Source organism: Bacillus sp. FSL K6-0069, assembly GCF_038007785.1.
Lineage (GTDB): Bacteria > Bacillota > Bacilli > Bacillales > Bacillaceae_G > Bacillus_A > Bacillus_A mobilis.
In genome coordinates this window covers 1-15,324 of the sequence record NZ_JBBOXN010000002.1, presented here as the reverse complement: position 1 = coordinate 15,324, position 15,324 = coordinate 1, and the positions used below count along the sequence as shown (strand labels likewise).

Annotated in this window: 15 protein-coding genes; 6 read left to right on the top strand and 9 right to left on the bottom strand. The window is 33.2% G+C overall.

What is annotated here, in order from left to right:
* The first annotated feature begins 1 nt into the window (after position 1).
* Entirely contained in the window at positions 2–2,953 is a 2,952-nt protein-coding gene (locus tag MHB74_RS27230; protein WP_046199625.1) for a Tn3 family transposase, read from the top strand.
* 234 nt (positions 2,954–3,187) lie between these two features.
* On the opposite strand, the gene MHB74_RS27225 is transcribed toward MHB74_RS27230, so the two are convergent.
* A complete protein-coding gene (locus MHB74_RS27225; RefSeq protein ID WP_000467112.1) occupies positions 3,188–3,430 on the bottom strand; it encodes a hypothetical protein in 243 nt (80 codons plus the stop codon).
* A 100-nt stretch (positions 3,431–3,530) separates the two neighbouring features.
* Between MHB74_RS27225 and MHB74_RS27220 the strand changes: the two genes are divergently transcribed.
* Positions 3,531–4,133 carry a hypothetical protein gene (locus MHB74_RS27220; protein ID WP_000751948.1) on the top strand — a complete coding sequence of 201 codons (603 nt, stop codon included), beginning with the start codon at positions 3,531–3,533 and terminating at the stop codon, positions 4,131–4,133.
* A 333-nt stretch (positions 4,134–4,466) separates the two neighbouring features.
* On the opposite strand, the gene MHB74_RS27215 is transcribed toward MHB74_RS27220, so the two are convergent.
* The 3 genes from MHB74_RS27215 to MHB74_RS27205 all read right to left on the bottom strand — a co-directional run bounded on the left by MHB74_RS27215 (position 4,467) and on the right by MHB74_RS27205 (position 6,023).
* Positions 4,467–4,622, bottom strand: coding sequence for a hypothetical protein (locus MHB74_RS27215; protein ID WP_000394773.1), 156 nt, complete (start codon positions 4,620–4,622; stop codon positions 4,467–4,469).
* A 516-nt stretch (positions 4,623–5,138) separates the two neighbouring features.
* Complete coding sequence (locus MHB74_RS27210; protein WP_000385108.1) at positions 5,139–5,651, bottom strand: helix-turn-helix domain-containing protein; 513 nt, start codon at positions 5,649–5,651, stop codon at positions 5,139–5,141.
* A gap of 21 nt (positions 5,652–5,672) precedes the next feature.
* Positions 5,673–6,023, bottom strand: coding sequence for a zinc-finger domain-containing protein (locus MHB74_RS27205; protein WP_000202840.1), 351 nt, complete (start codon positions 6,021–6,023; stop codon positions 5,673–5,675).
* Between the two features lie 231 nt (positions 6,024–6,254).
* Here MHB74_RS27205 and MHB74_RS27200 point away from each other — a divergent pair, with 231 nt between their 5' ends.
* Positions 6,255–7,298, top strand: a complete 1,044-nt coding sequence (locus tag MHB74_RS27200) for a tyrosine-type recombinase/integrase (protein WP_001021532.1) — start codon at positions 6,255–6,257, stop codon at positions 7,296–7,298.
* 202 nt (positions 7,299–7,500) lie between these two features.
* Here the strand turns inward: MHB74_RS27200 and MHB74_RS27195 are convergent, their stop codons facing one another.
* The 4 genes from MHB74_RS27195 to MHB74_RS27180 all read right to left on the bottom strand — a co-directional run bounded on the left by MHB74_RS27195 (position 7,501) and on the right by MHB74_RS27180 (position 11,331).
* The gene (locus tag MHB74_RS27195; protein ID WP_000721800.1) at positions 7,501–7,656 is read right to left on the bottom strand and encodes a hypothetical protein; all 156 of its coding nucleotides are present in this window, start codon (positions 7,654–7,656) and stop codon (positions 7,501–7,503) included.
* Positions 7,653–8,876 carry an AimR family lysis-lysogeny pheromone receptor gene (locus tag MHB74_RS27190; protein ID WP_001004561.1) on the bottom strand — a complete coding sequence of 408 codons (1,224 nt, stop codon included), beginning with the start codon at positions 8,874–8,876 and terminating at the stop codon, positions 7,653–7,655. The genes MHB74_RS27195 and MHB74_RS27190 overlap by 4 nt, the downstream gene beginning before the upstream one ends.
* A 212-nt stretch (positions 8,877–9,088) precedes the next feature.
* Positions 9,089–10,729: a peptide ABC transporter substrate-binding protein gene (locus MHB74_RS27185; RefSeq protein WP_000475303.1), complete on the bottom strand. Its 1,641-nt coding sequence runs from the start codon at positions 10,727–10,729 to the stop codon at positions 9,089–9,091.
* Between the two features lie 335 nt (positions 10,730–11,064).
* Complete coding sequence (locus MHB74_RS27180; protein ID WP_001045035.1) at positions 11,065–11,331, bottom strand: hypothetical protein; 267 nt, start codon at positions 11,329–11,331, stop codon at positions 11,065–11,067.
* Between the two features lie 471 nt (positions 11,332–11,802).
* Between MHB74_RS27180 and MHB74_RS27175 the strand changes: the two genes are divergently transcribed.
* A complete protein-coding gene (locus MHB74_RS27175; protein ID WP_000355316.1) occupies positions 11,803–12,549 on the top strand; it encodes a hypothetical protein in 747 nt (248 codons plus the stop codon).
* A gap of 439 nt (positions 12,550–12,988) precedes the next feature.
* On the opposite strand, the gene MHB74_RS27170 is transcribed toward MHB74_RS27175, so the two are convergent.
* Entirely contained in the window at positions 12,989–13,228 is a 240-nt protein-coding gene (locus MHB74_RS27170) for a hypothetical protein (RefSeq protein WP_000899536.1), read from the bottom strand.
* A 184-nt stretch (positions 13,229–13,412) separates the two neighbouring features.
* On the opposite strand from MHB74_RS27170, the gene MHB74_RS27165 reads away from it, so the two are divergent.
* Together MHB74_RS27165 and MHB74_RS27160 are read left to right on the top strand one after the other, a co-directional pair.
* On the top strand, positions 13,413–13,784 hold the full coding sequence (locus MHB74_RS27165; protein ID WP_000273950.1) for a hypothetical protein: 372 nt from the start codon (positions 13,413–13,415) through the stop codon (positions 13,782–13,784).
* A gap of 224 nt (positions 13,785–14,008) precedes the next feature.
* Positions 14,009–15,274, top strand: coding sequence for a Y-family DNA polymerase (locus tag MHB74_RS27160; RefSeq protein WP_000272590.1), 1,266 nt, complete (start codon positions 14,009–14,011; stop codon positions 15,272–15,274).
* The last annotated feature ends 50 nt before the right edge of the window (positions 15,275–15,324 follow it).

Genomic DNA, 15,324 nt, shown 5'->3' with positions numbered 1-15,324 from the left:
CATGAGAGGGAAAGAATTACTAACAGAAGATCAAAGAACGGAATTTGTACGAATTCCAGCTGATATGAGCGAAAGTGAACTAGAAACTTATTATACTTTTTCACAATATGACCTTGAAATTATTAAACGACACAGAAGAGATCATAATCGATTAGGCTTTGCTGTTCAATTATGTGTTCTACGCTATCCTGGATGGTCCCTTTCAGATGTTGGACCTATTCCAGATTACATAATCGAATACATAGCTAGCCAAATAGATGTTAATCCTAATTCATTTTCTTTATATGCCCAACGAGAGCCAACTAAACATGAGCATATGGAAGAAATCCGTCAAGTTTATGGTTATCAAAATTTTTCCTTAGGGAACTATCGCAAGGCAGCTCAGTTTCTTTTGAATCATGCCCTTCAAAATGGAAATTCAATGTATCTTCTTCGTACAGCACAAGAAGAACTACGTAATCAGAAAATTATTCTCCCTGGCATGACTACTATAGAAAGGCTTGTTTGGGAAACTCGTCAACGAGCAGAGGAAAGGATTTTTAAATCATTAACTTGTACTCTTTCCAAATGGCAAAAACAAAAGTTAGATAAACTTATAGATCCATTTGTAGACAATAGAAAAACCCCTTTAGCATGGCTGAGGGAGCTTCCCGGCCAATCTTCACCTGAAGCCTTTTTAAAAGTCATAAAGCGCTTAGAATATATTCGAGAATTAAAATTAGAAATAAATACAGAACAAATCCATCCCAATCGGTTACTTCAATTATCTCGTATTGGAGCACGGTATGAACCACACTCATTTCGAAGATTTAAAGAAATGAAGAAATATGCAATTCTTGTTGCCTATCTAGTAACACTAAGCCAAGATCTAATTGACCAAGCAATTGAAATTCATGATAGACAAATGATGATTTTACAATCAAAGGGTCGTAAAACACAAGAGGAAATGCAAAAAGAAAATGGAAAAGCAGTGAATGAAAAAGTCGTGCATTTTGCAGATATTGGTGCTGCACTTATTCAAGCACGAAATGAAGGGCTTGATCCATTTAATGCTATTGAAATGATTATGCCGTGGGATAAAATTGTTTCTTCCGTTGAAGAAGCCCAAAAATTAGCCCGACCGATGGATTACGATTATCTAGATTTGTTAGAAAATCGGTTTTCTTATCTAAGAAAATATACTCCTACTTTTCTTAAATCTCTTGAATTTCGTTCTACACAAGGTACAGAGCCATTATTGCAAGCCCTAAAAACGCTAAATGAAATAAATGAATCTGGTAAAAGAAAAATTCCAAATGATGCCCCGGTAGATTTTATTCCTAAACGTTGGAAGAAGCATGTTTATGGTGATGATGGAATAATTAACCGGCACTATTATGAGATGGCTGCACTAACAGAGTTGAAAAATCATATTCGTTCAGGCGACATATCCGTAGTCGGTAGTAGACTTCATAAAGATTTTGAAGAGTATCTTGTTCCTAAAAAAGATTGGACAACAACTCGTCTTACGGAAACTAAACTAGCCGTTCGTTCATCGGCAGATGAATATATTGAGGAAAGAAGAAAGTCACTAGCTCAACGCCTTACATGGGTTTCAAATAATCTTGATTCTCTAGAAGGAGTAAATATCGAAAAGGCTAAGATCCGAGTGGACCGTTTGGAGAAGAATACACCCGAAGAAGCGAGAGCTTTTAGCCTGTCTTTATATAATATGTTGCCAAGAATAAAGCTCACTGATCTTTTAATGGAGGTAGCACACTGGACAGGATTTGATGAAATGTTGATACATGCCTCAACCAATCGCCCACCAAAGGGAGAGGAAAAAGTAGTTCTCATGGCTGCTCTCATGGCGATGGGAACTAACATAGGTCTTACTAAAATGGCAGAAGCGACACCAGGAGTTACCTATCATCAAATGGCTAATGCAGCGCAATGGCGTTTATTCGATGATGCTATAAGTCGTGCACAAGCGACATTAGTAAATTTTCAACATAAGCTTAAACTAGCTTCCTATTGGGGAGATGGAAGTACCTCTTCCTCTGATGGAATGCGCGTACAGGTTGGTGTTTCATCGTTACATGCCGATGCCAATCCACACTACGGGTCTGGAAAAGGGGCAACCATTTATCGATTTACTAGTGATCAATTTTCAAGCTTTTATACGAAAGTCATTAATACCAATGCTCGTGATGCTGTACACGTTATCGATGGATTACTTCATCATGAGACAGATTTAAATATTGAAGAGCATTTTACAGATACAGCTGGCTACGCCGACTCAGTATTTGGATTGAGTCATTTACTAGGATTTCGCTTTGCACCAAGGCTACGTGATTTAGCTGACTCTAAGCTATTCACCATCCAAATGCCTAATGAATTCCCAAAACTAGAAAATATACTCCGTGGTCGTATTAATACTAAAATTATTCAAGAGAATTTTGATGACGTATTGCGCGTAGCTCATTCTATTCGAGAAGGAAAAGTGTCTGGTTCACTTATTATGGGGAAATTAGGGTCATATGCGAGACAAAATAAACTTGCAACTACTTTGCGAGAAATGGGGAGAATCGAAAAGACCATTTTTATTTTGGATTACATATCTAACGAAACACTACGCCGTCGAATTCAGCGAGGACTAAATAAAGGGGAAGCCATGAATGGGTTAGCAAGAGCCTTATTCTTTGGAAAACGAGGTGAGTTACGAGAACGAGGAATACAAGACCAACTACAACGTGCAAGTGCTTTAAATATTCTAATAAATGCTATTAGCGTATGGAATACCGTTTATCTTACAGAAGCAACAAAATTATTGAAGGAAAAGGGGAATTTGAGAGAAGATTTACTTAAACATGTTTCTCCGTTAGGATGGGAACACATTAATTTTCTTGGTGAATACAACTTTGATGCAAGTAAAGTAGCAAGTCTACATTCACTACGCCCTCTTATTCAATAATACTAAAAGCCGATGATTCCTTAGCGTAGGAAAAATCGGCTTTCTTTATGTCGAAATTTGCTTAGCGTATGTTTTCCGCGTTTTGTTGGTAGGACCCCTAAATAAAAATAACGGCATAAACCCCTTAAATAACCGATTTTTCCTAACTAGCACTATATTAAAATTGTTAGTAAAATATTCCATTTATCTAATAATTTGTTATAATCGTATTTAATAAGAATTATTGTTAGTATTTTACAAATTTATGATGTATTCTCCTATCCAAAAAATAAAACATAATGCTACAAAGCCAACAAGATTTATCATTACTTCCTTTTTTGTAGGTCTGTCTCTAAATATAAAAGCGGATAAAAACAATAAAAACGCCATTCCATACAACCACCAAACTGTACGAGATATGCTAAACAACCCTATAGACAGTGCAACTACAATAATTACGTAAATACGTTCATTTTTTGAAGTAATCTTACCAAACATATTGACTCCTACCTCCTATTTTTAGAAAATAATTACTTTTCAGAGAATGACTGTATAATATATTGTATTAAATTTCTTATACAAATGAAAGGGGATTATTATGAAAAAAACATTATTAGCAGGAAGTTCATTGGTTTTATTACTAAGCTCAGGGTTTGCATTTAGTTCAACAACGCAAGCAGCAGAGAACAAGGAAGGAAATTCACCTGCAGTTTCTTACAACCAGGATGTATCAAAAGAAAATAGAGCAATTGATATTAGTTCATTACCTCAACAAGATTTAGACTCTTTATTCCTAAATGGACAAGCTCCCTTTAATCCAATAACACCTAAAGATTCGGATCAAATTCAATATGTTCACCCCACAGCTGGTACATTCAACTGGAAATATGTAACGACAACTTATGGAAACAATGTATTTTATAATGCCTCATATCGTTTTATGGTTAACGCAGCTATAGCAGGTTTAGGTGCTGGGGTTATAGCGAAAATCGGAAATACGTTTGCTTCTGGTGTAGCTGGGTATGTAATAGGTGGACTATCTCTTCCTAAAAGTAAAAACTATTGGTGGACTGTACAAAAATGGCAGGATCAAGATGCATACAATGTTTATATTAAATACAACATTAAAGTTTATTCTGATTCTGGACGTACAAAATTAGTTGATTCTTATACCGAGCAATTTGCACAAAGATATAGATAAAACCATTGCCGTAAAATATATTAAAGACTAACTATTAAATGGGTTTGCTTGTTTTCAAAATAAGCAAACCCTTCCCTATAAAACTACTTTTATTTTTTATATCACTTAAATTAGGAATCACAGTATAAACCACTTAATTTAGTCCCTCATATTTCCAAACGTTGACCAAAAAATGAAAATATGGTATGTTTACTTTAGATTAGTTATATATTGAATGCATATTCAGTATATATAAAGTATAGTACTTAACTGAATTGCATAAACTAAAAAAGACGAGATGCTGTCAACATCCCGTCTCATAACTGCTACTGTCAAGGTGGCTGTTATTATGCATTATCTTTTTCTTTTAGACCCACGCTTGTACTTTGGTCGGTGAAGCGCGGGTTTTTTGTTGTCTTTTTTTTCGAATTGCTTTTTCAGTGCGTATGCTGAAACCTCACGCACAACTGCTCTTGCAATTTCTTTTAAAAGTTCGAACAAAAATTCCATGTTATATCACCCCCTTTCCTTCCAAATGGAAAGAAGGGATAATAACAAGCCCACCTTCACACGATATACAGTTATACTTCTATTTTACCATACTTCAACAATCTAAAATAGAAAATCTGTCCAATTTTAGTCTGTATATAATCTTTTAGTTAAGGAGTTTTATAAGAATTTAGTTTACTATAATCTGAATATGTATACTGTATTTCTTGGATTTTTCATAATTGACCTTAGTTTCATATGCTATTTTTTGAGAATATAATTTCAAATAAAACGCCCTTGTAATTATCCACTTTATTTTCCTTTATTTTCTAACTTATATATATTAACCCTTTTCTTGAAATTACAGTGATTTTTTTAGGAATGCACCCGAAAAGTGACCTCTCAAAATCGTCTGTAATCGTTTTTTGTGTTTAGGGTAATGTAATTGCACTCGGAAGAGAGAAAGTTTCTTAAAAATGAAAATAGAACCCTTTTAATGTTTTTTCATTTTTCAGGGATCTATTCTCTCTGGGATTTCTATTCTTCTATGTCTTCTTTTACTTCTGCAGATAAAATGTCTTCAGCAAACTTCTTGTAGCCATTATACCCTTTCTTTGCAGCCTTTTTCTTTATTGCTTCTACTACCTTTTCATCAAGATAGAGACTTAAATGCTGCTTTTTCTCTTTCGATTCTTCTTTTGATCTGTTTTCAATTCTTTCTTTGAAAATTTCCAAATCCTTTTTTAAGTACAATCGTTCAGTTGATTTCCCTTTAGCAATCTCTTTAAAGGGCAATATCCCATCTTTAGCTGCATTATGAACGTAAGTCTTAGACTTACTTAGAAATTCAGCTGCTTCTTTTAATGTTAAAGAGTCTTTGTATAATTCCTCTAACTTTTCTACATCTCCTTGCTCAAAGCGATATCCGCCATCTGCTTTCCAAGTGGCCATATTGATAGGTTCGATGTGTTTATACTTAATTAAATAGCCTAATTGATTTTTTGTTAAACCTACCCTATCGCATACCTCTTCTAAAGATAAATAGTCCATTTCTCACCTCATCCGAAACTTTCATTCTAGCTGTTGTTTAAATTTTCTTAGTTGATACTTTGTTAAACCGGTTTCTTTTACTACATCTGTGATTGAGTACTCTTTATACTGAAGATACTTAAAAGGATTTTCCATATAACGTTCCCGTACCTTATTAAATGTACTCTTTTTCGATAAAGAATTCAATTGCTCTCCTTTCTCTCGGATGGAATCGAAAATGGGACAACCTTTACAATGTTTGTAGTTTCTCTGTTTTGCCTGTTCTTGCTCATCTGTACAATTCACTGATAGGTTGTTCAGAGGGCAAATTGAACAATGGGTATCTTCTAAGTTATGGATTTCTTGTAAAATTTTCAGACGAAGACTAGTCAAAAAAATCTCCTCCTACCGCATTTGGATTGAAATGTACAAAAAAATCAATTAAACATTTCCATTATACATTACCTAAATAGAAACGTTAAATAATAAGCCAAAAATATATATTTAAACATTTCATTTTATACCACAATAAATTATGTATTTATTGTGGTATAATTAGAATTATAAAATTTTATATAAAAATATTTGTTTAATATTTAATTCTATAAAAGGTTGTGTTTAAATTTGAATATTATAAATTACGAACATAATAACCAAATTGTAAAATCAAAATCAGATTTTTTTGATAGCAGTCATTTTGAAAAAATTATGGGTTTGGGTATCCGTAATATTGACTACTCCCAATTAAGTGAAGAATCATTAGTTTATTTATTTTTACACGATGAGCCTTCTTTAACGAAAAAAAGAAGTGAGCGAACAAAACAACAGTATCTGCACGATCTTTCTCATTTTCTTCGCTACATAAAAGAAGCAATCGGAACCATCCAGGAGTTATCCCATAATGACGTGGAAATCTACTTCTATGAATTAAGTAAGAAATATGCTGCCACTACATTACGTAAAAAGAAAACAGTAGTTCAGCAGTTTTTAAAATATGTGTATGATAATAACGGACTCTCAGACAACTTTAGTAGTCGCCTTAAAAAAGTATCCGTAAAAAAAGAAGAGCTAGTCAATCGTGACCTTTATCCAGAAGAAGTTACCCAGATATTAGATGAACTGAAAAAATCCAACTATTTTGTTTACACTGCATTTTTCCTGTTAACTACAACAGGACTACGAATCGAAGAAATCGCAACTGCTAAATGGGCAGATTTGGTCTTTCATTCATCTTTAAATGCCTATCTACTTCGTGTAGTTGGTAAAGGGAATAAAAGTAGGGAAGTTCGTATCTTTGAAGATACATTGGATGCTTTATGCCATGTTCGAAGTTTACGTAAACAAACAACAAAACTAGATGCATCGAATACCTCCGCTTTTCTCCCTAAAGCTGATGGATCAAATTATAGAGCAGACTATCTATCTTCTCTTGTGGCAAAAAAAATTGAAGAAACAAATTTAACTTTTCTGCGCTATCGACAGGATAGAATTACTCCTCACACTTGTAGGCACTTCATGGCTAATTACTTAATGGAAAAGGGTATTGAATTAAAAAAAATCAGGGACTATTTAGGACATGAGTCTATTATGACGACGGAACGTTATTTAAGAGAACGTACAAGACGTCAAAACTTGGCCACAATAGATATTGGAAATTCATTATTTTAGTAAGTATATATAATAGGAAGATTCTCGATTCGATGTGTCGATTTTAGGAGTTAAAATTTCAATTCAATTCGGTTCTCGTTTTCAGTTTGTGAATTCTTCACATACATTTCACGAATTTCAAAATCGATATTTAGGAAATATCCCTAAAAACAACAAATGCGATTGCCTCTACTGAGACAATCGCATTCGAATTATTTAAGGCTCAACCCATTCCACTTCCAGGATCAGCCATTCTAGCTAATAATTGTTCTGAATCTTTTTTCACTAATTTGTTTGGTTGCTCTTTACTACCAGCAGCGGTGTAAACAATTCCTGCCGCTAAAACGATACTTGTTAATATAAATAATATTTTCTTCATATAGCACCACCTTCGTACATTATACCATTTCCATTAAATTCTACCACTATTTTTTTAGGGAATCTACAATAGAAGCGATTCCCAGCGCACTCTAGTAGCATAATTGACTTTTCAATTAAAGAAATATCATTCTTTGCTATCCCTAAATAGCAATATTGCATCGGTGTGAGCATACCATTTTTCTTTTCTATATCATTCAGGATTTCAACTGCTTTCTTGTGATTCCCTCTAATAATTTCTAAAAAAGATTTTTCTGCAGAATGATATATATCAATATTCTCCAATTCTTGCTTATTCACTAACTTAATAAAAGCATAGGTGTTAAGAATTGATTGCTTTCTTTGTTTTTCCCTTTCAAAATTACATGGTCCTAACTGCTTTAGTGCCTTCTTCATATACCAAGATGCACTATCATAACAATCAAAGGTATATGATTCTGCTATATAAGCAAGTGCTGATGCTCTTAAAAGGTGGAAACAATTTTTAGGATCATCTATCGCTAAAATTTCCTTACATAATTTCCTAGACATTTTAAGGTTATCTTGTACTAAATAGGCATAAGCTAATCCTTCTTTAATCCTACCTAAATAAGATGACTTAATAAAACTATCGGTAATTGCATTAATATCTGGAAGCAACATCTCGGCATACTCGAACAGAGAATTGTATTTTTCTAAATCATACATAGTGTAGTAAGTTAATATACCACATAAGACCTTCATCTCGATTGTCTTAATTATCTTACTCCCCTTATGGTCTTCAAGCCTGGATAACAATTCCTGCTTTTTAATCGTCCCGTTACTTCTAAGTAATACCATTTCATATACATAAGCCCACTCTCTATTCATTGCGAGTGAAGATTTTCTCTCTCGATCTACTAATAACTTGAGAAGTGATAAGTCACCTTTTGCATTCGCATATTCCATGGCAATCCTCAAGTTTTTCTTACTTGTTGTGACAGAACAGAAAGTGTGTAACATCTTTCTCTGTTTATGAAAATCACTCGGATATAATATATTCAGTAACTTGATTAAATTCCAAAATCCAAATTGGTTTTTTCCAGTTAAATTTTTAGAAAGAGTTCCAGGAGAAATACCAACTATTTTTGCAATATCTTCTTGATTTTTTCTTTGGAAATCAATTTCATCAATAATTCTATCCAAGAATTTCTTCAATGTTTGTTCCAAAGTTTTATCTTCTTTCTTAAGCATTTCGTTCATATTATTTCCCCTTCTAAATCTAAAAAAGAATGCTGCAATATCTCTTATTATATTATTCCAACCTAATGTTAGTATATGGTATTTTACCATAAGCATATCAAAAAATGTGTTATTTGTAGTTGTTATAATAGTATAACTGCATATGCAATTATGCATAAGTGTATCAAATGGCAAACTAAAAGGAGTCGAAGATGTTCGACTCCTTTTTTTACTTATTTTTTAATTTCAGCAAACTTATAGTTAAATTCTCCACCAAAGTCGTTTGTTATAATTCCGTTAATAGAAGAACGCTGTAAGTATGATCTGCCTGATTGATAAAATGGTGCGACCGCTCCATCTTCTAATAATATTTTTTCTGCTTGTTTCATTGCCTCCCAACGAGCAGTTTCATTACCAGCTAAATCTGTTTTCACTTGATGAATTAGTTCATCATATGCCTGATTTGAATACTTATCAAAGTTATAGCTACTATCTGTCGCGAATATATCTAAAAATGTGATTGGATCAGGAATATCGGGAGCCCATACATCAACACCTAAATCATAATTACTATTTAGTAGCAATTGAATTTGTTGTTTGCGCGGCTGCGGCTTCACATTGACCGTTAATCCCTCTAAATTCTTTTCTAATTCACCTTTTAAGTACTCCGCATTCTTTTTAGCAAACACATTATCACTTGTAAGCAATTCTAATGTTACCTGTTCTTTCCCAAGTTCTTGCTTTGCTTTCTTCCAGTTTTCCTTCGCTGCTTTCACATCATCTTTTACTAATTTTCCATTTTCCTTTCGGAAGTCTTTTCCGTCCGAACTTGTAGCAAAATCGACTGGTATAAAACCGTCTGCAGGAAGAGAACCATTATTCAAAACTGTATCTACAAAGGCTTTCTTATTCATTGCTTGACTGATTGCCAAACGAACATTTTTATTTTTTAATACTTCATTCTTTTGATTCATACGTAGGAATTGCACTGTAACTTCAGAACGTTCCTTGAAGTCGGGATTCTTTCTATATTTATCTACAAACTCACCTGTTAGTCCTACACGGTCAAGCTGACCTGATTCATATAGATTTATTTCTGTTGATTTATCTTTCACAATATCAAAGTTAATCTCATCTAATTTCACTGTTTTAGAATCCCAATAGTTAGGATTCTTTTTCAACTGAAAACCTTGTTCATGCTTCCAATTATCCAATGTAAACGCTCCGTTATAAACCAATTTGCTTGCTTCTAAGCCATACTGCTTTGCTTGTGATTCAAAATACTTTTCGTTAATGGGTAAAAACGTTGCGAACGTTGTCAATTCGATAAAATAAGGGACAGGCTTCTCTAATTGCACCTCTAATGTTTTATCATCTATTGCTTTTACCCCTAACTGATCTACAGGTAGCTCTTTACTATTAATTCTCTTTGCATTCTTTATATCAAAGAATAGAAATGCATATTCTGCTGCTGTATCAGGATTCACAGCACGTTTCCAAGAAAACGCGAAGTCAGCAGCTGTTACAGGCGTTCCGTTTGACCATTTCGATTCTCTCAAATGAAACGTGTACGTTTTTTTATCCTCACTTACGTCATAAGATTGTGCCACTCCAGGAATCAATTTATTATCTTCTCCTAGTGTGTACAGACCTTCAAAAACATTACGCATTACATTCATTGATTCACTATCAGTTGCCTTTGTTACATCCATTGTTGGGATCTCCGCTATATACGGTAAATTAATGGATTGTTTTGTTTCATTCTTGTCAGTTGCCTTTGCTGTATTTTTAGTCTCTTTCTCTCCACTACAAGCAGTTAATAGAAAACTAGTACATAAAACAGAAGCAACAACCGATGTAACCTTTTTAAACATCTTACTTTCTTCCTCTCTACATGTATGGTTTATATAATTAAATTATCCGTATATGGAATTTTACAGAATATCAGAAGAGAGTTTTCCATTCTCTAAACTTATTTCAGCATCTATTCTCATATATGTTGCATCTAATTAATAAACCACTTATCACTTTAATATTAAAAACGTAGCACTCTAAAGATTGTTGTGTCAATCACTAATTAATAATTTAAACGTGGTATGTGAAATTATGTTGGTAAAATAGACAGAATTATTCTCAACAAATACGAATACCCAAGTTATATTTAAAAACTACACATTAACTAGTATATTTAAATACCTGAATGTATTTCTTATTCATTGTTACTTGTTGGTATTTTCTTTAATTTAGGTGTTTCAGACCAAATTATCTTATGTGCCATGAATACTACGAAGGAAAAATAAACTACATATCCAATAGAAAAAATCATGAAATTAAAAACCGTTCCTCCAATATCATCTGGGAAAGTATTCAAAAGAAATCTAAAAGGAACATTATTAGGGTTAAGTATTACAGGAAAGAAATATAGCCAAAAACCTATTGTAACGATTACTTTTAACAACAAACCAACTTTATTCATCTTAATTCCCCATCCTTTCTCGCCTCTTTTTATTTAATAAAATATTTAGTTCCCTCTAATTTACCTACTAAATTCAGCCTTTCTCTTTGAATAAGGGAAAGGCTAGCAACTCGACCGCCCTCAAAATATACAATTACTTATTTAAGTTTACCATTTTTATCCCCTTATCATCTACTAACATAGAGGAATACAGTAGGAAAGAACTAGTAAAACTAAATGAAGATGTATTGTGTTATTTTCTCCACGGCACTCATCCTTAAAATTCCCAACAGGATTTCTTTTTGTCTGATGCATAGATTATATTCCTATGTTACCTTTAAAATAAATATATATTTCTCTATGGTTTTTTTGATTGGAGATTACCTCCCAACAAAGTAACTTCTGGTAACAATTTTGCACCCGTCATATAATGTAAATATTAATCTCTAAAACTAAGATATGTGAAATTACAAACTCAAATGGAGGATTCTTATGGATATATCCTTGAAAATAAGCAAGTCTCAAGATCCGCATAATACAGCTGTTAAAAACATTTCTTCCGTATTTAAAAAAGGATGGCTTACAAGTTATGATTACAAAAAACAAAAACCCACTCACTATCAAAGTCAACGAGCACCGGGGAATCTTTTCACAGCACAGACTATAAAACCGATTCTATATCTAACAAAATTGACTCACGCTGCTTTATATGAGGATCATAACCTAGTATCCTCTTTTCTAAAAAAAGAGGATACAGCCTGGAAAGAAGTTTTAAAACACAATGAAAACGGTGGTTTATGCATTTATGCAAGTGTTTTACTTTACTGTTTATTATTAGAATCAAATGAAATATCCAGAAATAAATTATCCTTTATGCAAGGCTATTATCACCATGAATTCCACGATCAACATATACTTAAAAATATGTATCAAAACGGTGCATTCGGACTTCATTCTTATATTCTCTATGAAGGGTACGTAGTTGACACTACAATCCATCAAATTGCCTTTAATTATTATCCTGGTGAACACAAAGAATTTAATTTTATCGGTGAAATCACCGGTGGTATTAACCTATATGGATTTAAAGAAACAAATAAAACTGTACATAAATATGCGAAAAAGTTTGCTAGAGATGCCGATATGACTATTGAAACTTGGATTAACTATCACCAATCAATAATGAATGAATACATTTCAAATCAAATTTCACTTCTAAATGATAAAAAGGACTCATGATTCATTCAAAGAGTCCTTTTCTTTCCCGATTTCTTTTATTCTTATTTTTCATTATGTACCATGTACCTCCTTTATTATATAAGCAGCTCTCCTATAATAAGAATCTAGTGAATTATATGCGGTACTTTAAATTTTTTTCAACTCTTAATAGTATCTCTTTTTTATCTACCACTAACGGTAGTGAAAACACAGCTGTATTTTCTAAATCTTCTCTTCTATATCTTATTAGCGATTGAATCATTTTTTCACATTACGTTTCATACTGTTAAAATCGACTTATATCATATAGAAGCAGATAAGACCAATTCAACTTAGGTATAGCAATCAAACATTCGCTACGGCTCACCTCTTCCATATACACATCATATGTGTTTTCTCGTACCTTAAAAGTATGTCTCTTCATGCGAAATTCTCCTTTTCAGTTATAATATCTTTCAAGTTAAAGATTGGACACCATTTTCCCAGGATACAATTCCTCCATTGCTTCGACAGTAAATATCCATTCTCCCCTTTGCTTCCCTTCGGGTTTATAATATTTCGCTTTCCCGTCTTTAATTAATCTATTTAACATATCACTATTTTTCAATCTATTTAATTTCATATGTAAGCTGTCAAGTGAAACTCCCAAACGATCACACGCTTCTCTTGGTGTCATAATTTCATCTAAAGTAAATAACATTCTCTCATCTCCTATTTCTGTTATTTATAAGTAACTCTACTTCTTATTTTATGTTATTTACAACTAACATTCCAGTTTTTTACATATAATTTTACAAAGTTTTTACAAGGGATATGCTATAACATGGCGAAAACAAAAAATATAATCATATCGTTTTACTTCTATTTATAAAGGAGATGGAGAAATGTATTTTTCAAGCGAAGAACACGAACGGAATTACATTAAATTATTAGATGCTAAAAAAATTGAACCTGGTGATGATCCTGAATACGAGGCAGCTTTCTACATAACTGCACATCCTGAAATTCACAATTGTTTTGATTGGAATTTATTTAAGACAGAATACTCCCCATTAGGTGCATTGATTTCTCCTGAAGAGGATATAAAAGGAGTAAATCCTGGCGCGCTTACTGGAACAACACTACCACTTGTTAAAGCTGGACAATCATTATTTAACGGATATAAAGTAAATTTATCGGATTTACCTTTATATAATGAAGAACTTTTCCAAGTGTTTTTTCAGGCATGTAAAATAAGATGGCGTGTAACTTTATAAAAAATTCTATTTAATAAAAACTTAGATCGAGTTTTTTCTATTTTTGTTGCATACGATACAACAGCTTATTTAAAAACCTGTTGTATCCATTAATCAGTTGTGCAATTTCTTGTTTTGAAATAAACTTTTCTAATTTATTTCAAATACCCTTTATAAAAGAACGTAGGTTCGTGTATAATAAAAAAACGAACCTACGTTCTTATTATATTTAAGGGGGAATCAGGGTGTATGACTATTCAATCCTACCAAATAGAATCATCTTATGTGTTGATTTACGAAGTTTTTACGCTTCAGTAAGCTGCATCAAAATGGGATTAAATCCTATGCATACCAAATTGGCTGTAGTAGGTGATGTGAATAGAAATGGTTCAATCGTTCTAGCTGCAACACCCCCATTAAAAGCGTTGGGTGTAAAGAAGATGGCAAGGCTCTACGAGATTCCTCGTCGCAAAGATATTCTAGTTGTAAATCCAATTATGGGGACTTATATTAAATGCTCCAACTACATAACAAAGTTAGCTTTGCAATACGTTCCTTATGAGGATTTTCACCAATATAGCATAGATGAATTTCTGATGGACGTTACTGACAGCATTCATTTATTCGCTAACGATCCCTATGAATTTGCTATGAAATTCAAACGTGAAATATATGAACATACACGCATTGAATGTACCATCGGAATAGCTCCGAACCCTTTAATGAGCAAGGTTGCTTTAGATATTGAAGCAAAGAAGAACAAAGAAGGAATCGCTCATTGGAAGTATGAAGATGTCCCAACTAAATTATGGAGCATACGGCCACTTAATAAGTTTTGGGGTATTTCGTACAAAACAGAAGAAAAGTTGAATCGAAAAGGGATATACTCAATTGGAGATTTAGCAAATTATCCACTTAAATATTTAAAGCAGAGTTTTGGCAAGATTGGTGAGGAATTGCACTTACATAGTAACGGCATTGACTTCAGCCGTATTTCAGAGAAATATGTCCCTGCTACAACTTCAATTGGAAAAAGCCAAATTCTAATGCGTGACTATACAATAGAAGAGTTTCCGATTGTCCTACTGGAACACATTGAAGAAGTCTGTTATCGCCTTAGAAGACAAAACAAACTTGCTCAAACCGTTCATTTTTCTGTTGGTTATAGCAAGAGTTATAACGGTGGTATTAGAAAAACACATACTTTAAGTCGTCCGACTAACTTAACAATGGATATTTATAAGATTTGTACATACTTTTTACATGAACAATATACTGGAGAACCTATCCGCAGCATAAGCATCTCTTTAACGAATCTAATTCAAGAAGGGGAGGAACAAATTTCTCTTTTCGATAATGTCACGCAACGAGAAAAAGAAGTAAAACTAACAAAAGTAATGGATGAAATACGCACAAGGTTTGGGAAGAACAGTATTTTGCGGGGGATTTCCTACACGCATAGCGCCACAGCTAGATACAGAAACACACTAATAGGGGGCCACAAATCGTGAACAATGCTAATATGCCAAAAGGAAGAAAAATGGTCAAATGGACTCAAACG

Excerpts from the sequence above, each read along its gene's own strand:
- MHB74_RS27180 (WP_001045035.1), bottom strand. The coding sequence starts at position 11,331 with ATGAATAAAGTTGGTTTGTTGTTAAAAGTAATCGTTACAATAGGTTTT.
- MHB74_RS27165 (WP_000273950.1), top strand. The coding sequence starts at position 13,413 with ATGTATTTTTCAAGCGAAGAACACGAACGGAATTACATTAAATTATTA.
- MHB74_RS27195 (WP_000721800.1), bottom strand. The coding sequence starts at position 7,656 with ATGAAGAAAATATTATTTATATTAACAAGTATCGTTTTAGCGGCAGGA.
- MHB74_RS27225 (WP_000467112.1), bottom strand. The coding sequence starts at position 3,430 with ATGTTTGGTAAGATTACTTCAAAAAATGAACGTATTTACGTAATTATT.
- MHB74_RS27210 (WP_000385108.1), bottom strand. The coding sequence starts at position 5,651 with ATGGACTATTTATCTTTAGAAGAGGTATGCGATAGGGTAGGTTTAACA.
- MHB74_RS27230 (WP_046199625.1), top strand. The coding sequence starts at position 2 with ATGAGAGGGAAAGAATTACTAACAGAAGATCAAAGAACGGAATTTGTA.
- MHB74_RS27170 (WP_000899536.1), bottom strand. The coding sequence starts at position 13,228 with ATGTTATTTACTTTAGATGAAATTATGACACCAAGAGAAGCGTGTGAT.
- MHB74_RS27220 (WP_000751948.1), top strand. The coding sequence starts at position 3,531 with ATGAAAAAAACATTATTAGCAGGAAGTTCATTGGTTTTATTACTAAGC.
- MHB74_RS27190 (WP_001004561.1), bottom strand. The coding sequence starts at position 8,876 with ATGAACGAAATGCTTAAGAAAGAAGATAAAACTTTGGAACAAACATTG.
- MHB74_RS27175 (WP_000355316.1), top strand. The coding sequence starts at position 11,803 with ATGGATATATCCTTGAAAATAAGCAAGTCTCAAGATCCGCATAATACA.
- MHB74_RS27215 (WP_000394773.1), bottom strand. The coding sequence starts at position 4,622 with ATGGAATTTTTGTTCGAACTTTTAAAAGAAATTGCAAGAGCAGTTGTG.
- MHB74_RS27185 (WP_000475303.1), bottom strand. The coding sequence starts at position 10,729 with ATGTTTAAAAAGGTTACATCGGTTGTTGCTTCTGTTTTATGTACTAGT.